Origin of the sequence: Ensifer sp. CCNWLY38 (assembly GCF_037120565.1) — a bacterium.
In the GTDB taxonomy this organism is placed as follows: Bacteria; Pseudomonadota; Alphaproteobacteria; order Rhizobiales; family Rhizobiaceae; genus Ensifer; species Ensifer adhaerens_H.
Map to the genome: position 1 here is coordinate 444,633 of NZ_JBBBBO010000004.1, position 20,803 is coordinate 465,435.

Consider the following 20,803-nt stretch of genomic DNA (forward strand, 5'->3'; position numbering starts at 1 on the left):
ATCAGCGTTCATCCAGAATGGCAAGCGTCGCAAGCGTCGCGAGGATCGAAGGCAGGACCTTGACGAGTGGTCCGAGCGGATCGGCCCAGAGTGCGGGTTCGACGAGGCTTGCAGTGACGAGATAACCGAAAGTCAGAGCGAGCATGCCCAGCAGCGCACGCTTCGCCAAGGGGCGGACGAGGACCGTGATGCCAAGGGCGATATCGGCAAGGCAGGTGGCAAGCGTCATCGCCGTTGCCGGGCCATCGGTGAGAAACCGCAGGAAATGCTGCCGAGCCGCGTCGAAGGCAAAAAGCGGTATCAGCCCGGACAGCAGCCAGACGAGCGAAAGCCCGACGACCATCAGCGGCTTCAACAGGTAAAGTCGGGCAAACCAGAGGTCCTGAACGCCCGATGGATTGGCTGAAAGGCTCTGGCGGGCGGACAGGAACGGGCCGGGGGCTCGGGTCCAACCCGCGGCAGAAACGCCGCCGGCCATTACCGAAAGTGCTGTCGAGCGCAGCGGCGAACGCCAGCCAAGCCTGCCGGCGATATCGGCAAGGAAACCGACGGGTGCTGCAAGTGCTGCGGGCAGCGAGACGGTTCTAGCGGCGGGCAGGCCAAGCCACTCACGGTGCAGTGCCACGAGTTCGCCAAGCGTCGGCGGTGTCTCGTCGCCAAGCACGAGATCGCTTCCTTCGGGCATCAGCCCGGCAACGGCCGCGCTGACGGCCTCGGCAACATCGCTCATCGCGACCGTTTCGACACGTGACCCCACATGCACGAGCGGGATGGCGAAGGGCAGCGCGGCAAGGGCACGCAGCAGCGCCGAACCGCCATGGGCGTTGCGGCCAAGCACCAGCGCCGGCCGAAGGATGACATGCGCAACGCCGCTTGCCGCAAGCGCCTTGTCGGCACGGAACTTGGTGGCGAGGAAGGCGCTGTCGCTGCCGGCGCCGCCCAATGACGCTGAGTTCTGGGGTGCGGAGATCTGGACGATCCGCACCGGCGATGCCTTCGCCGCTTCGTAAAGCGCCAGCATCGCCGTCTCCTGCGTCGAACCGACATCATCGGCCAAACCATCCTGCAGCGCGCCGGCGCAGTTGACGATGACGTCATGGGCCTCGACCAACCCTCGCCAGTCGCTGGCAGCGCGCATGTCGGCGAGGTCGGCGGCGAACCATTGCGCCTGCGGCCGTTTCAGCCGCGCGCGGGCGACATGGCGGCCGAGGCCGGTTACCATGTGTCCGTCGCTGACAAGACGATCGAGGAGCGCCGAGCCGATGAAGCCGGTGGCGCCGAGAATCAGAACCTTCATGGTGCTAGAATAGCGGAGGCGGTTGCGCGCGAAAGCATCATGTATCGTCAAAGTTTAGTCGCGACCGGACTTGTTACGATGACAATTCTGGTCGCCGGTCGCTGATGAAATCGATTTCGAATCCGGATTTCATCAGCTACCACTATCGCCCGAGTGAGGAGGCAGCGCCGTCTGCGCCCGAGGGGTGCGCCGGTGCCGAAAAGCACGGCGGCGCCGATCACATGGGCAAGGCGCAGCGGTGGTGTGAATTCTCGCGATCACGTCGCACCTCGCGGGAGGCTACTTCCCCCGCGATTTGTCAGCATTGCTCCCACATTCCCACCATCAGGGCACGAGTTCGATCTCGCTTAGCCGCCATTCCTTCGTGAAGAACGATTCCAGCGGACCGTAGAGACGCAGGAGCGTAAACCAGCCTTTGCCGGGCATGGTCTGGATCCAGTTGCCGCGTTTCACCCCCTCGGGTTGGGTTGGGCCGAAATAGATCGTCGTCGAGCCATCCGGTTCCGCTTCCGCGGCAGGCGATGGATAGCTCTGGCTGCCGGCGCGCGGGTAGCCTTGCGGCGTCTGTAGCATCGAGCGCGACTGGTTGTCGTAGAGAGTGAGAGACCAGAACGCGGCCGCCGGAATGTCCTTCGGCAGCGTGACCTTGTAGGTCTTGCCGCCGTCGAGGTCGTTCTTGTTGGCGTCCAGGAAACCCATGAGATATTGCGACCCGACCTTGGGGAGCCGCATGATCATGCCGGGCGAGTCGAGCGTGTAGCCGAAGTAGAAGGCCGTCTTGGAATCAAGGGTACGCGCGCCAGTCGGCGGTAGCGGGTCGAACAGGCCGTCCTTTGTGATCATCGGCGGCGGCGTTTCGAAATTCGCGCCACCCTGCCACAGCATGTTTCCCCACATTGAGTCTGGATAGTACGACCAATCAGGATGGGGCCCGCTGAAACGCCAATTCAACACACGGCTGGCCGCGTTTCCCACCGCTGCGGCGTCGGTCAGAATCTTTTTCATCCGCTCGTCCGGTTTGAATTCCTTTCCCTTCGTGATTCCGATGGCCGCCAATTGTCCGGCAAGCTCTGGATTATAGGAATCGGCTGGCTCGTCCTGAACGTTGGCGTTGATCATCTCGAAGAACGCGTAATCGCTTGGAGGGATCGTATTGAACGCTTTCCCGCTCGCCTCCACGAACTTGGTCTCTGGAACCTTCGCGTTCGCTTCGAGCTTGACCTTGCCTTCGAGCGCCGTCGCGATACTCGTACCAACGCCTCCGGGTGTGTAGGGATAGATCTTGATCGTCTTCTTGATGTTTTCGACGGTGGGCTTCGGATCGTTGTCTACAAGGTAACCGCGAGATGCATAGATGACCCGGTTCGTCTTCGACCGCGCCACGTAGAAACCACCTTCCGGAACCGGACCGTCATAACCAGGTGGTAGCAGCAGGTATCTTCCGCCTTCGCCGCGATCGGGACCGGGGAATCCGACGTCGATGATCCACTGAAACCACATGTCGTTGATTGTGCCGACCCCCATGGATGGCTGCTCGACCACCATCGGGCCCTTCGTGAGATCCACTATACTGAAGTAATAGACGGTATCGGCGTTGGCCGTGAGGAACAGCGACTTCGAATCCATCAGTTCAGGGTAAATGGTGACCGTATTGTCCTCTGCGCCGATGCTGAGAAGACCTTTCCGGATCGCGTAGGCGGATGCGCCGCCATAGCTGTTGAGGAACGCGTCAAGGGCGCGAGTGAAATCAAGCGTGTCATAAACCTTGTCGACGGTGTCTGCACTCGGCGCGCCATCCTTGAAATTGAGCGTACCAATGCGAGACTCTACTTTATCTGGGGTAACCAGAATCGGTGGGATTTCGGCCGCCGTCTGGCCGAAAGCTAGATTTCCGCCGTTGACGATGGTTGAGGCGACAAGAGCTGCAAATAGTGGAAGCTTGCTTCTGGTAGGTTTCATGCTGCCCTCCATTTGTTGAGTAAGACTCTGGATTGGCGCGGACAACACCACGTTGCCGGATGTCTATGGCGCGATGCACGTTTCCCGACTCCCGAGCATGCTCCGCGAGTACCTTTTGGACAAGTTTGTCTTCATGAGAGTTTGAGTCAGCGGGTCTGCAAATCGGACAGCGTGAACCCTTTCACGAGGCCGTGAAATAGCAATTACGTTACTGTAACATACGTGGAAAACGGCGCTCTTGCTGGCTTTAGCCTCGCGCGTTGGTGGATCCTACATAATAGAGCATTTTTCAATGCTGCCGATTTTCATGGAACCGGACTTGTTACGGTGACAATTCTGGTCGCCGGTCGCTGATGAAATCGATTTCGAATCCGGATTTCATCAGCTACCACTATCGCCCGAGTGAGGAGGCAGCGCCGTTTGCGCCCGAGGGGTGCGCCGTTGCGAGGAGCCAGGCAATGTCCGAACACCATCATGGTCACGATCACGACCATCATCACCACGACAACCATTTCACCGACATGGAAGCGCGGGTGAAGGCGCTGGAAACAGTGCTGACCGAGAAGGGGCTGATCGATCCGGCGGCGATCGACGCGATCGTCGAGACCTATGAGACGAAGATCGGCCCGCGCAACGGTGCCCGCGTGGTGGCGAAGGCCTGGGTCGACCCCGATTTCGCCGAGTGGCTGAAGCGCGATGCGACGGAGGCGATCGCCAGCCTCAGCTATACCGGCCGGCAGGGCGAGCACATGCGCGCCGTGTTCAATACGGCCGAGACCCACAACCTCGTCGTCTGCACCCTCTGCTCCTGTTATCCGTGGTCGGTGCTCGGCCTGCCGCCGGTCTGGTACAAGGCGCCGCCCTATCGCTCGCGCGCGGTCATCGACCCACGCGGGGTGCTCCAGGAGTTCGGTCTGACCTTGCCGGAGACGACGCGCATCCGCGTCTGGGATTCGACCGCGGAGCTGCGCTATCTGGTGATCCCGGAGCGTCCGGCAGATACGGACGGTTTCAGCGAGGAGGAACTCGCGGGGCTGGTGACGCGCGATGCCATGATCGGCACGGGCTTAGCCCTTTCCGGGGAGACGCTCCGATGAACGGTCCGCACGATCTCGGCGGCGCCCATGGCCTCGGGCGGGTGGCGCCGGAAAAGGTCGAACCCTATTTCCACGAGGAATGGGAAAAGCGGGCGCTGGGCGTCACGCTTTCCTGCGGCGCCTTCGGTGCCTGGACGATCGACGAAAGCCGGCATGCGCGCGAAAACCTGCCGCCGGCGACCTATCTTTCGGCGAGCTACTACGAGATCTGGACCCGCGCGCTGGAGACGCTGCTGAAGCGCCACGGCTTCGTCACCCAAGCCGAACTCGATGGCGGGCATAGGCTGGAACAGGGTGCGGCGCCGAAGCGGGTGCTGAAGGCCGAGATGGTGGCCGGCGTGCTGGCGAAGGGCGGGCCTTGCGACCGCCCGGCGGAAGGGCAACCACGCTTTGCTGCCGGAGACCGGGTGAAGACGAAGAATTTCAATCCGGAGACACACACGCGGCTGCCGCGCTACGCCCGCGCCAAGCTTGGCCGGGTGGAGGCGGTGCAGGGCTTCTTCGTCTTCCCTGATGACAACGCCCATGGCCGCGGCGAAAATCCGCAATGGGTCTATACGGTCGTCTTCGATGGGCCCGAGATCTGGGGCGAGGGCGCCGACCCGACGCTGACGGTCTCGATCGATGCCTGGGAGAGCTACCTTGAACACGTGTAAGGTGACGTCGCCGCTCGTTGCCTCGGCCGAGCTGCCGAGATCGCCGGAGGGCGATCCAGTCTTCGCCGAACCATGGCAGGCGAACGCTTTTGCCATGACCGTTCGCCTGCACGAAAAGGGCGTGTTCTCCTGGCCGGAATGGGCCGAGGCGCTTTCGGCCGAGCTCTACAAGCCTGGCCGCAAGGCGGACGCCAGCGACTACTACGATTGCTGGGTGGCCGCGCTCTCGCGCCTCGTCACCGAGCTCTCGCTCGCCTCCGGCCGCGAGCTTGAAGACCTGACGCAGAGCTGGCAGCGGGCGGCGGAAGCGACGCCGCACGGGCAGCCGATCGTGCTTGCCAACGACCCTGAGCGGCCCTGATTTCGAAGGCTCCCATGCGCGGGACTTTCGCAAGTTGATCGCAGACGGTTTTTCACGTAGAGGCTGCTAATCTAAACGATCTGGAGCTTGCCGTGGGCGAAACGCGATATCCTTTTTCCTCCATGGAGGCGGCGGCGGAGATGTTCAGAAGAACGCCGCTCGAACGTCTCAGCACATGGCTGGAAACAAAAAGGATGGCCCGACGGGAGAGGAAAAAGAGACGCCGGCACGAGTTGACGTGCCTGAGCGCGCGGGGCCCGGCGACCTTGTCGCCCGACGATATCCCGTTGATGTTCATCACCCACAACGACCTCAAGCTGATGCCGTCGTTCCTGGCGCATTACCGCAAGCTCGGGGTGACACGCTTCATCTGCATCGACGACGTCTCGTCCGACGGCACGCGCGAATACCTGGTGGCGCAGCCCGACGTCGACGTCTGGTCGTCCGTCGTCCGCTTCAAGGAGGCGCGGCGCGGGCGCGAGTGGCGGGAAACGCTGTTCGAGCGCTATGGCACCGGCCGATGGTACGTCAATGTCGATTCCGACGAGTATCTCGTCTATGACGGCTATGAGGAACGCGGACTGAAGTGGCTCATTCCGGCGCTGGAGCGCATGGGCGCCCGCCGCATGCTCGCCCCCATGCTCGATATGTATCCTGTCGATCTCGAGCGCGCCGACGTTGAAAAGCTGGAGCAACAGGCCCCCTGGGAAATTGCCGATCATTTCGATGCCACCGGCTACGTCATGAATGCGATGAAGCGGGCCTTCAGCGTCAAGGGTGGGCCGCGCTATCGCAAGTTCGGAACCGACCTGGAGATGGTCAAGTATCCGGTGCTGTTCTGGGACGGCGAGTGCTGTTTCGGGCCCAGCATCCATCAGCCCTTGCCCTATGACCGGAATTTTCCGGCCGCCATGGGTGTGCTGCTGCATTTCAAGTTCTTTGCCGACTATGCCGAGGTCGTCGATGCGGCCGCGGCAGGCGGGCAGTATTTCGATACCTCCGCCGTCTATGTGAAGATCAAGGAGAACATCGCAAACGCCGGCGGCCTGCAATTGACCTCGGATGTTTCGGTTCAGTTCACCGGATCGCGGCAACTGCTGGATCTCGGATTCATAACGCGGCTTGAGCGCGCCTGAAGCGCCGCTCGGCGAATGGTTTGGAGTGAGAATGGAGAAGGCGAAACTCGTCGTTCTGTTTCCGGTCTTCAATGGTGCGAAGACCTTGGAAAAGTGCCTGCAGTGCATCGCGGATCAGGATTTCAGGGATTTTCGCGCCATCATCGTCGAGAACAGGTCGACCGATGGTTCACTGGAAATCGCCAAAGCCTTCGCGGCGAAGGATCCTCGTTTCGAGGTGCTCGAGAACGAGGTGCACCTCAAGGCCGACGAAAACTTCCTCAAGTGCTTCCGCCTCGGTACCGAGCTCGGCGAATATTTCTGCCTCAGGGCCTGCGACGACTTCTCGACGCTCGACTACCTGTCGCGCCTCGTCGCCGCCCTGGACGCGGACGAGACCAAGCTGCTCGGGGTTTCGGACGTCCGGCGCTTCAACAACGGCAAGGGACGCCTTGCCACCCCCAACCGCGATGTCTTCAATTTTGCCCAGCGCGTGCGCGACGGCAAGCTCCCGCGCAATCTGAGCTATCCGTCGGAATGGGTGTACGGCATCTATCGGTCGGAAGGCAGCCTGGAGATCCTGCTCCGGCGCTATGCGGAGTTCAGCTATCCCTGGACCGGCGCCTCCTACATCATCACGGAGTTCGTGGTGCGCGATCTCGTCGCCTATGTGGAGGGGCCCGAGTTCCATTTCATCGAGGGTTCGGGATCGGTTCAGCGCTATGGCGCCAAGACCTTCCGGCAGAAGTTTGCCCAGCGCTGGGAGTACACCGTCGGTTGCTACCGGCTGAAGGACAAGCTGCCGCCGATGTCGCTGTGGACGCAGTTCCTGCTGTTCCGCATGTTCTGGAACGATGCGCGCCGCAAGACCCGCTACAAGCTGCTCGGCTTCTTCTGATCGGGCAGAGGCGCGCCGGAGACGGCGCCTTGTCGTCTCAGCTTCCCGTCGCCTCGCTCTTGTCGAACTGGCGGTAGCACTCGTCGGCCACCTGTTGCAGCAGGCTGCGCGGCACCTCGCCGGTGACGGCGTAGCCGATCGGGCCGTCGATCCAGTAGAAGGTCTCGACGCCGTCGACGCTGTCGATGCGGAAACTGGTCTCGCGGTTGTCGTCGTTGCGGCCGAGAAGCACGGTGAGCCTGCGTCCGGTGCCGTCCTCATACATGAACATCGCACCCGCCTTGCCATTGACCGGCAGCAGCCGGCCTCCGACCAGCGAGAAGCCGAGCGAGGAGAGATCGGGGATCGACAGCGGATGGTCGAGGCGTTTTCCGAGCCAGGTGGCGAGATGGCTCTGCTCGTCGGCACCGACCTCGACGGCGTGGCGCACTTCGCTGGCATAGACCAGGAAGGCCGATTGCGCTTGCCGCGGCAGGCTGTCGGCTGTCTCGATCGATTGGTTGCCGCCACGGGCGGAAAACAGAGATGGCGCGTAGAGGCCGGTCAGCGCGCCCGCGACAAAGAGGGCGAGACCGGCGGCGATGGCGCGCAGATGGCCGGTGGCGGATCGCCTGTCCTTGTCCGGGTCCGATTGCGGAAGATCGTTGCGGTTACTTTTCGAGAGCAAGGCGCGGTCGTTTGTGTCGCTGTGGGCATAGCCGGCGAAGAGCGCACGAAGGTCCACCGCCTGCGCCTGCCATTGCCTGACTTCTTCGGCGCGGGCGGGGTTGCTCTCCAGCCATTGCTCGATCCGTTCGCGTTCCCGTGGGGTTACGAAACCGTCGACATAGGCGTGCAGGTCGTCTTCGGAGACGGTGTTGAGATCTTCCGTCATTTCGGTCTCCGCATGCTGATCACATTGTCGTCCTTCATGGCTTCGGCCAGCTGGCGTCGGGCGCGTGAGAGCCGCGACATCACGGTGCCGATCGGAATGGCCATCATCTCGGCCACGTCCTGATAGCGATATCCTTCGATCACCACGAGCATCAGCACCGAGCGGTTGTCGGCCGAAAGGCCGTTCAGCGCCCGTTCGAGCTTGGAGCGTTCGAGTGGGTCGCTTTCGCGGTTCTCCGCCTCGAGCCCCAGATCCTCCTCCAGCGCCACCTGCGGGTGCATGGAGAGGTAGCGGTGCCGGTTGCGGCCGAGATTGGTCATGATGGTGAAGGCCCAGGCGCGCAGGTTGACGCCGCGCCACTGCGCGCGGCGCGCGAGCACCTTCTCCACGCAATCCTGCAACAGGTCCTCGCCATCCGGATCCGAGCGCACGAGGCTGCGGGCATAGCGCCTCAGCGCCGGCACCAGCGCCAGCACGTCCTCTTCGAACCGGTCGGATGCGGGGTTTTCGGCCCCCGCATCCGCATTGCCGCCATTACGGCTTTGCGACATCCCATTCGCCCTTCACGCCATCGCCGGTAATGTCACCCATCTTCTTGTCCTTGACGAAGAAATAGAGCGGCATTCCGTCCTTGGCCCACTGTTTCTTGCCGTCCTTGCGCTCGACCAGCGTATAGGCGCCTTCGGCCTTGGCGCTGGCTTCCGCCAGGAAGGGCGGCCAGTTCTTGGCGCAATTGTCGTAGCAGCTGGACACGCCGCCATGGTCGTCCTTGTAGGTATAGAGCGTCATACCGTTTTCACCGGCCAGTACCTTGCCTTTGGCCGATTCGACTTCCTTGACCGGCGGCGCGGCGAAGGCCGTGGCGCTGGCGGCAAGGAGCATGGCGATCGTCAATGGAAACGTTCTCATGGCAATTGTCCTTCCTCAAGATGATTTTCCTGTCCGGAAACGGGCGGATGCCTCCTCGTCCCGTACCGCAAGAGCCGCAAGCTTGCAGATCCAACCGTGAGACACGGTGCGCGGGGGATTTATTCCCGGAAAACTGGTGGCTGTTTCGGTTCCTCCATTTCGCTGCCGGAACCGACGCAAACGAAGCGACCGGCCGCGCGTTTGGCAATCGCGCAGCCGGCAAAAGGACGGTGATTTGCTGGAAGCAGCCCCTGTTCAGGGCAGCAGAACCACGGACCCGGTCGTGCGCCGGGCCTCCAGGTCCTCGTGGGCCTTGCGCGCTTGCGACAGCGGATAGGTGGTGATGGCGGAGGCGCGAACGATCCCTGCCTCAATCGCGCCAAACAGGTCTCGCGCCGCCGTCTCGTATTCCCTTCGGTCTGCGGTGTAATGCGCGATCGAGGGGCGGGTAACATAGAGCGAGCCCTTGGCCGCAAGTAAGGAGACGTCAAGCGGCGGCACCGGGCCGGAGGAGGCGCCGAACGAAACCAGCGTGCCGCGCGGGCGCAGGCAATCGAGCGATTTGGCGAAGGTTTCGGCGCCGACGGAATCATAAACGACATCGACACCCTGGCCGCCGGTGATCTCGGCAACACGCGCCTGAAAATCCTCCTCGGTATAGAGGATCACATGATCGCAGCCGTTGGCGCGGGCGATCTCGGCCTTTTCGGCGGAGCTGACCGTGCCGATGGTGGTCGCGCCCAGGTGCTTGAGCCATTGGCAGGCGATCGAGCCGACGCCGCCGGCCGCCGCATGAAACAGCACCGTGTCGCCGCGTTTGACCGGAAAACAGCGGCGGATGAGATACTCGACGGTCAGCCCCTTGAAGACGAGTGCTGCGACCTCAATGCTGTCGAGCGCGTCGGGCAGCGCCAGCGCCCGTGCGGCGGGCAAGTCGCGGTGGGTGGCATAGGCACCGGGCGGGCCGCCGACATAGGCGATGCGTTGGCCGACAGCAAAGCCCGCCACCCCTTCGCCAAGTGCCGTGACGACGCCGACGCCTTCGACGCCGAGGCCGCTTGGCAGCGGGAGGGGGGCGGTGCCGCGGCGATGATAGATGTCGATGTAATTGACGCCGATCGCGAGGTGGCGGATCTGGATCTCGCCGGGCGCGGGGTCGGCCAGCGCCTCGGTACTGAAAGCGAGTACCTCTGGTGCGCCAAATTCGGAAAATTGGAAGGCTTCAGTCTCGATCGCCATGCTGCTCTCTCCAAGGGATTACGCGGAATCTGCTTGATTTTTCAGCGTCGGTCGAGAAACCTTTGCGCAATCCGATTTTCCAAAAATGGAAAGCAAATGGACTGGAATGATCTGAAGTTCTTTCTGGCCGTCGCCAATGCGCGGTCGTTGAGTGCCGCGTCGGCCAGGCTTGGTGTGAGCGCATCGACCGTGTCGCGCCGGATCGAGGCACTGGAAGCGGCGTTGCAGGTTAAGCTCTTCCGGTCCCATCGCGACGGTTATGACCTGACGCCCGCCGGCGAAGACTTGCTGGCGCCGGCTGAGCGCGCCGAGGCGCAGATGCGCGTCTTCGAGCGCACGGCGCGCGAGAAGGACAGCGATCTCGCCGGGCCGGTCCGTATCGACGTGCCGGAACTGCTCGGGCAGGAGGTGCTGTTGCCCGGGCTGGCGGGGCTCTTGCAAAGCCATCCGGAGATCCGCCTTGCGATGCATTCGAGCGTCCGGCCGGTGCGGCTGATCGGCGAGGAGGCGGATATCGTGCTGCGCCTCGTCCGGCCGCAGCAGGGCAATTATCGTCAGCGCAAGATCGGCTCTCTCGCCTTCGGCCTCTATGCAGCACCCAGCTACCTTGAACGCCACGGCACGCCAGGTACGCCGGCTGACCTCTACCGCCACCGGGTGATCGGCTGGAGCGAGGAGTTGAGTTACCTGATCATGGTGGCCTGGGTCGAAACGCTCTGCCCCGGTCTCCAGCCGTCGATGCGTCTCACCTCCCTTGGTGCGCAGATGGTGGCGGTGAAAAACGGGCTAGGGCTCGCCGTGTTGCCTGCCTTTGCGGTCCAGTCGGCAGGGTTCGTGCCTCTGTTGCCGGAGGTGCAGCCCTTGGCCCCCGATCTCTGGATGCTGGTCCATGAACAGGCGGCGGAACTGCTGCGCGTGCGGCTGGTCAAGGAAGCGGTCATCACAGCGCTGGCGCGCTTCAAGGTGCGGTCGGGCGTGTAGATCCCGAGTGGCTCAAGCCCGGTCGGCGACGAAGCGGGCGAGCGCCGGGCCGATCATGGTGATGATCAGCAGGCGCGCGGTCTGCAGCGCCATGACGAAGGACAGATCGACATTGCTCGAGGCGGCAATGACGGCGATCGAGTCGAGCCCGCCCGGGCTGGTGGCGAGATAGGCGGTGAGCGGATCGATGCCGACGACCTTGATCAGGAGCACCGCGAGCAGGCCGGAGAAGGAGATTAGCACGATGATCGAGATGACCGTCGGCACCAGCGCGCGGCGCGCGTGGATGAGGATCTGGCGGGTGAAGCCAAGGCCGATGTTCCAACCGAGAGCCGCAAAACAGAGCGCCAGCAGCCATTGCGGCAACACGGTGGTCACGACGCCGGTGACGTTCAGCACGGCGCCGACAAGGAAGGGCAGCAGGAAGGCGCCGGCGGGCACGCGCAGGAAGCGACCGGCAAGGGCTGCGGCAAGTCCGAAGGCGATCGTCTCCAGGAAGAGCAAGCCGTCGATCGGCGCGAACCAGTGCGTGCTTTGCTCGGCTTCAGCCCCGGTAACCCACATATGCGCCACGAGGGTTGCGGTGCTGGCGACGAAGATCACGCGCAGATATTGCATGAAGGCGACGAGGCGGGCGTCGGCCCCATAGGCATCGGCCATCAAAAGCATGGTCGAGGCGGCACCGGCCGATGAGCCCCAGATTGCCGTCGTGCCCGGCAGGATGCGCATGCGGGTGATCACCCAGCCGCACAGCGTGCTGACGGCGATGACCGAAAGGATGACGGCGAGGAACAGCGGCCAGTTGCCGGAGAAGGTCACGAGCATGCCCGGCGTCATGGCGCCGGCGATCATCATCGCCAGGATGAACTGCACGCAGAAGAAGAGCTGCCGCGGCAGGCGGATCGTGCCGCCGTTCATGCCGACGAGTACTGCTGCGAGCATGGGACCCATGAGCAGCCCGGCAGGTAGACCGATGAATTCGAAAAAGGACGCAAGCACGAGGGAGATGGCCGAAAGCAGGCACCATTGCAGCCACGGCGCCAGCCGTCCGATGCCGACCTTTTCCGGAGAGGACGCGGCTTTGGGCTTGTCGGTCGTCACGGGCATTCTCCGGCATGACCCCGAAAAGGCGGAACGGCCATTCGTGGCCTGCCTCGACGGGCTTCGAGCGATGGTCGCCACTACAGCGCCGCGCGTCTTATGGGACGCGCAAAGGTCGCTGTAGCACTTTGAATTACTGCATATTTTGATCCTTAAATCAGATGGGATTTAAGGAAACATGCAGTGGCAGGGGCGCGGCGCCATCAATGTCCCGCTCGTTAGCAACAATGCGGCGTTGCATTCAAGGGGTACGGCAAGAAAGTGCCACAGCTATCGTCGGCCGGAAATGAGGCGAGCGATGTCGCCACACTCGCCGGGAGGGCTCGCGGCTGCGTGGAGAATGCAAGTTGGGAGAAAAAAACGTGAACAAAAGATCTCTGGTCCGGGTAGCGCGACAGATGCGGTCAGGCGAAAAGATATTGATTTTGCGTGGCAATTTCGTGAATTGTCGCGTAGTTCTCGCCAACCTGCCGTCACAGGGGCCGCGCAGCCCACAAATCCGGGCTTGCGTGTGCCGCCCGAATCCTGACACTCAGCCCCATGCAGTTCGCACCGCAACAGGATGAGGCCCTCAAGGCCGTTTCGCAGTGGCTGAAAGAAGGCCGCTCGCCGCTCTTCCGGCTGTTCGGCTACGCCGGCACCGGCAAGACGACGCTTGCCCGGCACTTTGCCGAACATGTCGATGGCGACGTGCTGTTTGCCGCCTTCACCGGCAAGGCCGCGCAAGTGCTGCGCTCCAAGGGTGCGAGCAACGCCAAGACCATCCACTCGCTGATCTACCGGCCGCGCGGCGAGGAGGAGGTTTCCGACGAGGAAACCGGCAAGACCTCGATCGCGCCGATGTTTGCAATCAACCGCCAGAGCCCGGTCGCCAAGGCAGCGCTGATCATCGTCGACGAATGCTCGATGGTGGACGAAGCGCTCGGCAAGGACCTGATGAGCTTCGGCACGCCGATCCTGGTGCTCGGCGATCCCGGCCAGCTGCCGCCGGTCTCGGGCGGCGGCTACTTCACCAATCAGGAGCCGGATTACCTGCTGACGGACATTCACCGTCAGGCGCGCGACAATCCGATCATCCAGCTCGCCATGCAGGTGCGCGAAGGCAACGAGATCATGCATGGCGACTACGGCACCACGCAGGTGATCGGTCGCGGGCAGGTGAACCAGGAGTTGGTGCTGGAGGCGGATCAGGTGCTTGTCGGCACCAACAAGACCCGCCGGCGCTACAACCAGCGCCTGCGCGAACTCAAGGGCTTTACCAGTGACTATCCGCAATCCGGCGACAAGCTCGTGTGCCTCAGGAACGATCCGGCCAAGGGCTTGCTCAACGGTTCGCTGTGGCAGGTGATGAGTTCGTCGAAGGAAACGGTGAAGCCCGGCATCAACCTGATGATCCGGCCTGAAGACGACGACATGGATCGCGGTGCCGCCAAGATCAAGCTGTTGAAGGCGGCTTTCGAGGACGTCGAGGGCGAGATCCCCTGGACGACGCGCAAACGCTACGACGAGTTCGACTACGGCTATGCGCTGACGGTGCACAAGGCGCAGGGCTCGCAGTGGAACAACGTCGTTTTGTTCGATGAAAGCTGGGCCTTCCGCGATACGCGGGAACGCTGGCTCTACACCGCGATTACCCGCGCGGCGGAGCGACTGACGATCGTTCGCTGACGCCTCGCACGCGCGTTGTTTCGAAAATCCTTTCTGGGTGTTATTTTGCGGCATGACCCGCGAAGCAGCCGTTGCGAGGGCGCAGGCCTATTTTGATTCCGGTGCCCTTCTCGAGGAATTGGCACGTCGCGTACGCATGCCGACCGAGAGTCAGAACCCTGACCGCGCGTCAGTGCTCGTCGACTACATCGAGACGGAGATCAAGCCAGCCCTGGTGGCACTTGGCTTTAGCTGCCGCACATTGTTCGAGCGCGATTGGCCGTTCCTTTTCGCCGAGCGTATCGAGGCGCCAGAACAGACGACGGTACTGGGCTACGGCCACGGTGACGTGATCCGCGGGCTGGAGGACGGCTGGGAGGAAGGACTGTCGCCCTGGCAGCTGACCGAGCGTCACGGCAGATGGTACGGACGCGGCGTCGCTGACAATAAAGGCCAGCATTCGATCAACATCGGTGCATTGCGGGCCGTGCTGGAGGCTCGTGGCAAGCTTGGCTTCAACGCCAAATTTCTCATGGAAATGGGCGAGGAGAAGCTATCGCCGGGCCTGCGTGAACTTGCCACGGCTCATAGGAAGCTGTTCCAGGCCGATGTTCTTATCGCCTCGGATGGACCTCGGCTGTCGGCCGGGCGGCCAACGGTTTTCCTCGGCTCGCGCGGTGCCATCAGCTTCGATATCTGGATCGACGCGCGCAAGGGCGGGCACCATTCCGGAAATTGGGGCGGCCTGCTTTCTGATCCGGCTATTCAACTCGCTCACGCACTGGCATGCATCACCGGGCCGACGGGCCAGATTCACATTCCAGAGTGGCTTCCCGGGGCTATTCCAGACAGTGTCCGGCGTGTACTCGCGGACTGCGATTTGGACACCGGCACCGACGAGCCGAAGATCGATCCGGCCTGGGGCGAGCCCGGACTGACATCGGCAGAAAAGCTGTTTGCCTGGAGTTCATTTACGGTGCTGGCTTTCGAGGCAGGTAACCCGCAGACACCCGTTGGCGCCATTCCTCCACGGGCCTGGGCGCGCTGCCAGTTGCGTTTCGTGGTTGGCGTCGATGTGGCGGGCGTGCTGCCGGCCCTTCGCCGGCATCTCGACTGCAACGGTTTTCATAGCGTACAGATTGCACAAGCAAGCGACGAAGTCTTTTATGCGACACGACTCGACCCGGAGCATCCATGGGTCCGTTGGGCGGTGGACTCGATCTCTCGCACGACGGGCAAGAAACCGGCGATCCTGCCGAATCTTGGCGGCTCCCTGCCGAACGACGTCTTCTGCGACATCCTGCAGCTTCCGACGATATGGGTGCCGCATTCCTATCCAGGCTGCTCGCAGCACGCGCCGAACGAGCATCTTCCTCTCAGCATAGCGCGGGAGGGCCTTGAACTGATGGCGGGGCTGTATTGGGATCTCGGCGAGCCGGGCGTCCCCGGCAGTCAAAGCGCAGGAAGGAACGGCTGAGCGTCCTCAAATCGGGATCGATTTAAGGAGACGATTTACCGTTTGGTCGCCATCCACAGCACATGCCGGGCACCGCCGCGCTTGCCGTTGGCGCGCACATTGACCTCGTCGGTGGCAAAGCCGACCTCGCGCAAGCGGCGGGTAAAGGCGCTATCGGGCGCCGAGGACCAGACAGCAAGCACGCCACCAGGCCGCAGAGCCGCCTGGGCGGCGCGAAGGCCGGTATGGCTGTAAAGGCTGTCGTTGGAGGGGCGCGTCAATCCGTCCGGGCCATTGTCGACATCGAGCAGGATGGCATCGTAGGCGGCCTTCTTCGAGCGGATCAGCGGGCCGACATCGCCGACATGGATATCGACGCGGGGATCGTCGAGCGTGCCCTTGTGGAGGTCCGCCATCGGCCCGCGCGCCCATTCGACGACGGCGGGCACGAGCTCTGCGACGACGACGCTGGCATCGTCCGGGAGCACGCCGAGGGCCGCCCGCAGCGTGAAGCCCATGCCGAGACCGCCGATCAGCATGCTGATGTTCTTGCCGCCGGCGATGCGCTCGTAGGCGAGCGTCGCCAGCGCCTCTTCCGAGCCGCTCAGCCGGCTGTTCATCAGTTCGGTCGAGCCGAGCATGATGGAAAATTCCTGGCCGCGCTGCTTCAGGCGCAACTCGTCGCCGTCTCCGGGAATGGTTGCGCGGTCTAGCTCTATCCAGGGAAGCATCGGGGTATCTCACTTCAGTCGTTTTGCGCAATTCCGGACGGAAAACCGTTTCACACTTTTCCTGGAATTGCTCATAGGCGCCTCGTAACATGAGCGCGGCGTTGAAGACATCCCATTGTCGACGATCCCGGGAGGATCGCCCACCGGATAGGCTTTGGCCGTGCCGCATCAGGCGCGGCGGCACCGCGCCACGCGTCAGGCGAAGACGAAAACCGGCGTAAGGTATTTCGGTTACTCCGCCGAGATCATTCCGGCGAGTACGGCCTTGGCGATGGCCTGGAAGCGGTTGTTGGCGCCGAACTTGCGGATGATGCCGGCTTCGAGCGTGAGCGCCGCTGCGACATCCATCTCCATCAGGCCGGCGATGCGCGGGGCCGGATAACCTTCGGCCATGAAGGTCAGGCATTCGCTCTCGATCGGGGAAAGGTGGACATGGTCATCTTCATCGGTTGCGGTGCCGCTGCCATCGCTGCCTTCGAGCAGTTCGGTGATGCGCTGCATCTGGCGGCGGAGGTTCGCCTGCTGGGCGGCGAGTTCCCGCCGCCGCGCCAACAGCGCCTCGCGAAACAGCTGGTCGGCGTCTGCCTGGTCTTCGGTGCCGGCAAGGCCGGTCAGAAGCTCCAGGATGGCGGCGATCGGCATGTCGATCTCGCGGCAGGCGTTGATGACAGCCATGCGGCGGATGTGTTCTTCGTTGTAAACCCGCATCGGCCCCATGCGCGCGGCAGTCAGAAGGCCTTTCTCCTCGTAGAAATGCAGGGTGCGGTGGGTGACGCCGAAGGCATCGGCCATATCGGCGATCGCCAGCGGGGCCGCCGGGTCGTGATGGGGAAGGGGAAGGATGGGCAGGAAGCCGACGCGTTCGGGCGCGGCGAGCATGCCTTCTGATTTCCAGTGGTCTCGCGGCATATCGATTGTCCCCGGTCTACAGGCCGCGCCTATCCGGCGCGTTGTCTCTGTAACGTTTGATTTTCCGCATATTTGACCTGAATCGAGACCGACCCAGGGTGTACACAGTCCGCGTCCGGAAGCGGCGGCGATCACCGGGTCTCATAGGTGCGGACCGCGTCCGCGTGCTGAGGCACTCGTTGACCGACAACGACAATGCCTACTGCTCGGCTGGGGCATCCCGCGTGGACCACGCGGCTCTACTCAGGACTTCGATGCTTGCCTGACGAGCAACCAGGCATCCATTCCCAACGCATGCGTGCACCGTATACGCGAATCGAATACATGACCAGTCTTTAATATTGGTAGGCTGACGACCGCTTTCCCCGACTGGTGGGGCCGCTGCCGCTGCCATTGCATGGCCCCCGGGTCGTTGCCGACCCAGGAAAACATGCAGAGATTCAAAGTGTTACGGTGAGCTTTCCGTCCTCGAAGATGCGGCGCACGCGGTCGCGAGGTCAGTGCCCGATAACCTTGAGCGGGCTGTTGGAACTCAGGATGAACAGCGGTTCGTCCCCGCGCAGCGGCGACAGCTTCTGCTGGCAGGACCAGGCTTCCTCGAAGGCACCCCGGGTCAGGTGCTTGCGATAGCGCTGGGTGGCGGCCATGCAGCCCATCAGGGGGCTTTCGATCTGCTCCTGGCGGGCGTGCTCGTAGATCTCGCCGTCGAGCGAAAACAGTTCCGTCGCCAGCGACATGCTCTCGTAAAGCAAGTCCGGCTCGGACGCGAGCCGCTTCCAGGTGATGAAGTCCTGGCGCAGGGGCACGTTCTCGCCATCATGGGAGAGGGTGACGCGGATGCCCTGCGCCGGCGCATCGTACCAGGTCACCTGCACGGTGAAGGACAGGGCGGAATTGCGCGAAACGGGGCGACCGGTGTCGCCGTCGGTGGCGCGGGCCAGCGTCTTGTGGCGCTGGGCCGCAAGGCGCAGCGCCGTGGCAAACGCTTTTGCATCTTCGTTTTCGGCGCCGGCCATCTTCACCTGAACCGAGGGCAGTACCCGCTCGGTCGCGTGGCGCGCGTTGAAGAGTTTTGCCTGCGCGTCGATGTCCAGCGTCATTTCCTGCGAGGGCATCGGCGCGAAAAGGAGCAGCGGCAGCACGGTCAGCACCGAGAGCGGCGACGAGAAGGGCGCCGGTGGCCAGGCGGACCGGTGCCCGGCAAAGCGCCGCTTCGTCGGTTTCGGCTGGCGGGGCGAGCTTTCCGCCTGATGCTCTTCCTCGTTGCGGGCGCGCTGGTACTCCGGAACATAGGTTCCCTTGGGAATGGCGATCCGCCATTCGTCGTCGGCACCGTCGCCCTCGTAGAAAGCCTTGAGCAGCTTGCGCAATTTGCCGGCGTGCACACGCACGAGCGGGTCGCTGTCGGCGTTGAAGGCCTGGGGCCGGTCGAAGACGTCGATCGCGATCGAGTAACCCTTGAGCTGATGGCCTTCGCCGGCCATCTCCTTCTCGACCACATAGGTGAGGAAGGCCCTGAGGCGCTCTGAACGCGCGAAAGCCTTGCTTTCGAGGATACGACGGAGGGCCCGTCGAATCGTCTCGTCGCAGGGTCTTTCGACCGTCGTCATCCGTTCTTGCTCCAGTGTCATGTGAACTAAAATCTATGAAATGCGATCGCGGCGCGGGCTGGGCCATTCGATCTGATTCGGAAAGTTAAGCCCTAAAAAGGTGGTTGTCAGGGTAGTAGACGCCAAATTTGAGTTTTTTCTGAAATAAACGTAAAAATTGCGCCGGTTCTCCCTGTGGCAGATGGTAGCGGAAGTCCAGTCGGCCATTTTCGCCGCTCGTGATTGAGCCTTCCCGCATATTAGAGACGTCGATTGTCAAGACTTGGTCAAGACAAGGCGGGCAAACGAACCGCGCGCAAACGCCGCATCGCTCCCCTGCGACCTCCTTGGAATTGCTGCATAATCGGACCTCAAACTGTTTTCGGTTTCAGCAATTATGCAGTAGAACATTGCAACCACATTGCCTGCGTCTGGGCCCGCCTTGGGCCTGCTTTCTGGAAAGTTCAGACATGCCTGCAAAACTGTCCGTGAATCTGAATGCCGTCGCAATGCTCCGCAACCGGCGCGATCTGCCGTGGCCCTCCGTCACCGCGCTTGGCCGCATCGCGCTCGAAGCGGGGGCTGCCGGTCTCACCGTGCATCCGCGTCCCGACCAGCGCCACGTCCGCTTCAGCGATCTGCAGCCGATCCGCGACCTGATCGACGAGGCGTTTCCGGAGACGGAATTTAACATGGAAGGCTATCCGAACGAGGAATTCCTCGGTCTCGTGGAGATGCATCGGCCGGAGCAGGTGACACTGGTGCCCGACGACCCGGCGCAGGCGACCTCGGATCACGGCTGGGATTTCCGCAAGAACCACAACCTGCTCGGCAATGTCGTCGGCCGGCTGAAGAAGAAGGGTTTTCGCGTTTCGCTGTTTGCGGATGGCGACGAGGACCAGGAAGCGTTGCGGATCGCCAAGGAAACCGGCGCCGATCGCATCGAACTCTACACCGGCCCCTATGGCGGTTGCTATGACGACCCGGACAAGGCCGAGAAGATCGCCGCCGAACTTGGCCGTACGGCTGCGATTGCCGTGAGCCTCGGGCTCGACGTCAATGCGGGGCACGACCTGACGGTGGCCAACCTGCCGCTGCTTGCCCGGCACATCCCCGATCTTGCCGAAGTCTCGATCGGTCACGGCCTGACGGCCGATGCGCTGGAATACGGTATGGCTGAAACGGTGCGCCGCTTCCGTCGCGCCTGCGGGCAGGAGGTCTGAGGCGACTCTGCGCCCTAGTTCCTGCGCGGCAGGAGCGCCTTGCGGAAACCCGAGCGATGCCATGAAGGAGCTCTTCGTCGTCACCCACACGGAATCCGTCCATCACCTGGAAGGCAAGGTGGGTGGCTGGTACGACACGGATCTGACCGCCCGCGGCAGAGAGGATGCGGAGGCAACGGCCGAACGGCTGGTGGCTTTGGTTGGCGGAAGGGACGTGGAAATCCATAGCTCCGATCTGCGCCGCGCCTCCCAGACGGCCGATGCGATAGCAAGGCGCTTCCAACGGCCGGTGATGGAAACCGCCGATCTCAGGGAAATCAGCTACGGCGTTGCGGGTGGAAGACCTCAGGCCTGGCTCGATGCGCGCTATACGCCAGCGCCGGATGACAATCGGCTCGACCACGATTGCGGGATCGATGGCGCAGAAACCCGGCGCGAAGTGGCGCTGCGCGTCGTCCCTTGCGTCGACGCCATCGTCGCGCGGCCATGCGAGACCCAGATCATCGTCACCCATGGCTTCACGCTGACGCTGGTGCTTGCCGCCTGGATGAGGATACCGATCGACGCCTGCGGCTTCCTGAGTTTCCCGGCAAAATCGGGAAGCATCACGCATCTGCGCCAGGACGATTTCTTCCGAAACCGGGCGGTCGTCAGCCTGGCGGACGCATCGCATCTGCGCTTTGGGGCATCGTAAGATCGCGCCGATCAGGACAGTGCATGGTGATCGAGGGCCCTTGGGTCGCCTACAACTTTGTCGTGGG

Annotated in this window: 20 protein-coding genes; 10 read left to right on the plus strand and 10 right to left on the minus strand. The window is 62.8% G+C overall.

Annotated elements, in window-relative coordinates; all coding sequences use genetic code 11:
- Position 1: 1 nt before the first annotated feature.
- Both V7S54_RS11695 and V7S54_RS11700 read right to left on the minus strand, forming a co-directional pair.
- Entirely contained in the window at positions 2 to 1,297 is a 1,296-nt protein-coding gene (locus tag V7S54_RS11695; RefSeq protein WP_065374907.1) for an SDR family oxidoreductase, read from the minus strand.
- Between the two features lie 324 nt (positions 1,298 to 1,621).
- Positions 1,622 to 3,256: a DUF1254 domain-containing protein gene (locus V7S54_RS11700; RefSeq protein WP_065374906.1), complete on the minus strand. Its 1,635-nt coding sequence runs from the start codon at positions 3,254 to 3,256 to the stop codon at positions 1,622 to 1,624.
- A 458-nt stretch (positions 3,257 to 3,714) separates the two neighbouring features.
- Between V7S54_RS11700 and nthA the strand changes: the two genes are divergently transcribed.
- From nthA to V7S54_RS11725, 5 genes are all read left to right on the plus strand, one after another.
- Positions 3,715 to 4,353 (plus strand): nitrile hydratase subunit alpha, encoded by a 639-nt coding sequence (gene nthA / locus V7S54_RS11705; protein ID WP_065375032.1) that lies wholly within the window; start codon positions 3,715 to 3,717, stop codon positions 4,351 to 4,353.
- On the plus strand, positions 4,350 to 5,009 hold the full coding sequence (gene nthB, locus V7S54_RS11710; protein WP_065374905.1) for a nitrile hydratase subunit beta: 660 nt from the start codon (positions 4,350 to 4,352) through the stop codon (positions 5,007 to 5,009). Before nthA ends, nthB begins: the two co-directional genes overlap by 4 nt.
- Positions 4,996 to 5,370: a nitrile hydratase accessory protein gene (locus V7S54_RS11715; protein WP_065374904.1), complete on the plus strand. Its 375-nt coding sequence runs from the start codon at positions 4,996 to 4,998 to the stop codon at positions 5,368 to 5,370. The genes nthB and V7S54_RS11715 overlap by 14 nt, the downstream gene beginning before the upstream one ends.
- Positions 5,371 to 5,564: 194 nt before the next feature.
- Positions 5,565 to 6,506 carry a glycosyltransferase family 2 protein gene (locus V7S54_RS11720; RefSeq protein WP_065375031.1) on the plus strand — a complete coding sequence of 314 codons (942 nt, stop codon included), beginning with the start codon at positions 5,565 to 5,567 and terminating at the stop codon, positions 6,504 to 6,506.
- A 31-nt stretch (positions 6,507 to 6,537) separates the two neighbouring features.
- The gene (locus tag V7S54_RS11725) at positions 6,538 to 7,383 is read left to right on the plus strand and encodes a glycosyltransferase family 2 protein (RefSeq protein ID WP_065374903.1); all 846 of its coding nucleotides are present in this window, start codon (positions 6,538 to 6,540) and stop codon (positions 7,381 to 7,383) included.
- Between the two features lie 37 nt (positions 7,384 to 7,420).
- Here the strand turns inward: V7S54_RS11725 and V7S54_RS11730 are convergent, their stop codons facing one another.
- From V7S54_RS11730 to V7S54_RS11745, 4 genes are all read right to left on the minus strand, one after another.
- A complete protein-coding gene (locus tag V7S54_RS11730) occupies positions 7,421 to 8,257 on the minus strand; it encodes an anti-sigma factor family protein (protein WP_065374902.1) in 837 nt (278 codons plus the stop codon).
- Positions 8,254 to 8,808, minus strand: a complete 555-nt coding sequence (locus V7S54_RS11735; protein ID WP_065374901.1) for an RNA polymerase sigma factor — start codon at positions 8,806 to 8,808, stop codon at positions 8,254 to 8,256. The genes V7S54_RS11730 and V7S54_RS11735 overlap by 4 nt, the downstream gene beginning before the upstream one ends.
- Positions 8,792 to 9,166: a COG4315 family predicted lipoprotein gene (locus V7S54_RS11740; RefSeq protein ID WP_065374900.1), complete on the minus strand. Its 375-nt coding sequence runs from the start codon at positions 9,164 to 9,166 to the stop codon at positions 8,792 to 8,794. Before V7S54_RS11740 ends, V7S54_RS11735 begins: the two co-directional genes overlap by 17 nt.
- 255 nt (positions 9,167 to 9,421) lie before the next feature.
- Complete coding sequence (locus V7S54_RS11745) at positions 9,422 to 10,405, minus strand: quinone oxidoreductase family protein (protein ID WP_065374899.1); 984 nt, start codon at positions 10,403 to 10,405, stop codon at positions 9,422 to 9,424.
- A gap of 96 nt (positions 10,406 to 10,501) precedes the next feature.
- On the opposite strand from V7S54_RS11745, the gene V7S54_RS11750 reads away from it, so the two are divergent.
- Positions 10,502 to 11,386, plus strand: coding sequence for a LysR family transcriptional regulator (locus V7S54_RS11750; RefSeq protein ID WP_065374898.1), 885 nt, complete (start codon positions 10,502 to 10,504; stop codon positions 11,384 to 11,386).
- A 12-nt stretch (positions 11,387 to 11,398) separates the two neighbouring features.
- Here V7S54_RS11750 and V7S54_RS11755 read toward each other — a convergent pair whose 3' ends face one another.
- Positions 11,399 to 12,493 (minus strand): AbrB family transcriptional regulator, encoded by a 1,095-nt coding sequence (locus tag V7S54_RS11755; RefSeq protein WP_065374897.1) that lies wholly within the window; start codon positions 12,491 to 12,493, stop codon positions 11,399 to 11,401.
- A gap of 534 nt (positions 12,494 to 13,027) precedes the next feature.
- On the opposite strand from V7S54_RS11755, the gene V7S54_RS11760 reads away from it, so the two are divergent.
- The gene (locus tag V7S54_RS11760) at positions 13,028 to 14,155 is read left to right on the plus strand and encodes an ATP-dependent DNA helicase (RefSeq protein WP_057253637.1); all 1,128 of its coding nucleotides are present in this window, start codon (positions 13,028 to 13,030) and stop codon (positions 14,153 to 14,155) included.
- Between the two features lie 52 nt (positions 14,156 to 14,207).
- The gene (locus tag V7S54_RS11765; protein WP_065374896.1) at positions 14,208 to 15,611 is read left to right on the plus strand and encodes a M20 family metallopeptidase; all 1,404 of its coding nucleotides are present in this window, start codon (positions 14,208 to 14,210) and stop codon (positions 15,609 to 15,611) included.
- A 35-nt stretch (positions 15,612 to 15,646) separates the two neighbouring features.
- Here the strand turns inward: V7S54_RS11765 and V7S54_RS11770 are convergent, their stop codons facing one another.
- From V7S54_RS11770 to V7S54_RS11780, 3 genes are all read right to left on the minus strand, one after another.
- On the minus strand, positions 15,647 to 16,321 hold the full coding sequence (locus V7S54_RS11770; RefSeq protein WP_065374895.1) for a hypothetical protein: 675 nt from the start codon (positions 16,319 to 16,321) through the stop codon (positions 15,647 to 15,649).
- Between the two features lie 231 nt (positions 16,322 to 16,552).
- Positions 16,553 to 17,230 carry a MerR family transcriptional regulator gene (locus tag V7S54_RS11775; RefSeq protein WP_442892554.1) on the minus strand — a complete coding sequence of 226 codons (678 nt, stop codon included), beginning with the start codon at positions 17,228 to 17,230 and terminating at the stop codon, positions 16,553 to 16,555.
- A gap of 497 nt (positions 17,231 to 17,727) precedes the next feature.
- Positions 17,728 to 18,840: a hypothetical protein gene (locus V7S54_RS11780; protein ID WP_065374893.1), complete on the minus strand. Its 1,113-nt coding sequence runs from the start codon at positions 18,838 to 18,840 to the stop codon at positions 17,728 to 17,730.
- 449 nt (positions 18,841 to 19,289) lie between these two features.
- Here V7S54_RS11780 and V7S54_RS11785 point away from each other — a divergent pair, with 449 nt between their 5' ends.
- Together V7S54_RS11785 and V7S54_RS11790 are read left to right on the plus strand one after the other, a co-directional pair.
- Positions 19,290 to 20,042: a pyridoxine 5'-phosphate synthase gene (locus tag V7S54_RS11785; RefSeq protein ID WP_065374892.1), complete on the plus strand. Its 753-nt coding sequence runs from the start codon at positions 19,290 to 19,292 to the stop codon at positions 20,040 to 20,042.
- Positions 20,043 to 20,103: 61 nt separating this feature from the next.
- On the plus strand, positions 20,104 to 20,736 hold the full coding sequence (locus tag V7S54_RS11790; protein WP_065374891.1) for a histidine phosphatase family protein: 633 nt from the start codon (positions 20,104 to 20,106) through the stop codon (positions 20,734 to 20,736).
- Positions 20,737 to 20,803 lie beyond the last annotated feature (67 nt).

Bases quoted from the DNA above. Each gene is read 5' to 3' on its own strand.
- V7S54_RS11750 (WP_065374898.1), top strand. From the start codon at position 10,502: ATGGACTGGAATGATCTGAAGTTCTTTCTGGCCGTCGCCAATGCGCGG.
- nthA (WP_065375032.1), top strand. From the start codon at position 3,715: ATGTCCGAACACCATCATGGTCACGATCACGACCATCATCACCACGAC.
- V7S54_RS11790 (WP_065374891.1), top strand. From the start codon at position 20,104: ATGAAGGAGCTCTTCGTCGTCACCCACACGGAATCCGTCCATCACCTG.
- nthB (WP_065374905.1), top strand. From the start codon at position 4,350: ATGAACGGTCCGCACGATCTCGGCGGCGCCCATGGCCTCGGGCGGGTG.
- V7S54_RS11780 (WP_065374893.1), bottom strand. From the start codon at position 18,840: ATGACGACGGTCGAAAGACCCTGCGACGAGACGATTCGACGGGCCCTC.
- V7S54_RS11725 (WP_065374903.1), top strand. From the start codon at position 6,538: ATGGAGAAGGCGAAACTCGTCGTTCTGTTTCCGGTCTTCAATGGTGCG.
- V7S54_RS11695 (WP_065374907.1), bottom strand. From the start codon at position 1,297: ATGAAGGTTCTGATTCTCGGCGCCACCGGCTTCATCGGCTCGGCGCTC.
- V7S54_RS11730 (WP_065374902.1), bottom strand. From the start codon at position 8,257: ATGACGGAAGATCTCAACACCGTCTCCGAAGACGACCTGCACGCCTAT.
- V7S54_RS11720 (WP_065375031.1), top strand. From the start codon at position 5,565: ATGGCCCGACGGGAGAGGAAAAAGAGACGCCGGCACGAGTTGACGTGC.
- V7S54_RS11775 (WP_442892554.1), bottom strand. From the start codon at position 17,230: ATGCCGCGAGACCACTGGAAATCAGAAGGCATGCTCGCCGCGCCCGAA.
- V7S54_RS11700 (WP_065374906.1), bottom strand. From the start codon at position 3,256: ATGAAACCTACCAGAAGCAAGCTTCCACTATTTGCAGCTCTTGTCGCC.
- V7S54_RS11770 (WP_065374895.1), bottom strand. From the start codon at position 16,321: ATGCTTCCCTGGATAGAGCTAGACCGCGCAACCATTCCCGGAGACGGC.
- V7S54_RS11735 (WP_065374901.1), bottom strand. From the start codon at position 8,808: ATGTCGCAAAGCCGTAATGGCGGCAATGCGGATGCGGGGGCCGAAAAC.
- V7S54_RS11785 (WP_065374892.1), top strand. From the start codon at position 19,290: ATGCCTGCAAAACTGTCCGTGAATCTGAATGCCGTCGCAATGCTCCGC.
- V7S54_RS11740 (WP_065374900.1), bottom strand. From the start codon at position 9,166: ATGAGAACGTTTCCATTGACGATCGCCATGCTCCTTGCCGCCAGCGCC.
- V7S54_RS11745 (WP_065374899.1), bottom strand. From the start codon at position 10,405: ATGGCGATCGAGACTGAAGCCTTCCAATTTTCCGAATTTGGCGCACCA.
- V7S54_RS11760 (WP_057253637.1), top strand. From the start codon at position 13,028: ATGCAGTTCGCACCGCAACAGGATGAGGCCCTCAAGGCCGTTTCGCAG.
- V7S54_RS11755 (WP_065374897.1), bottom strand. From the start codon at position 12,493: ATGCCCGTGACGACCGACAAGCCCAAAGCCGCGTCCTCTCCGGAAAAG.
- V7S54_RS11765 (WP_065374896.1), top strand. From the start codon at position 14,208: ATGACCCGCGAAGCAGCCGTTGCGAGGGCGCAGGCCTATTTTGATTCC.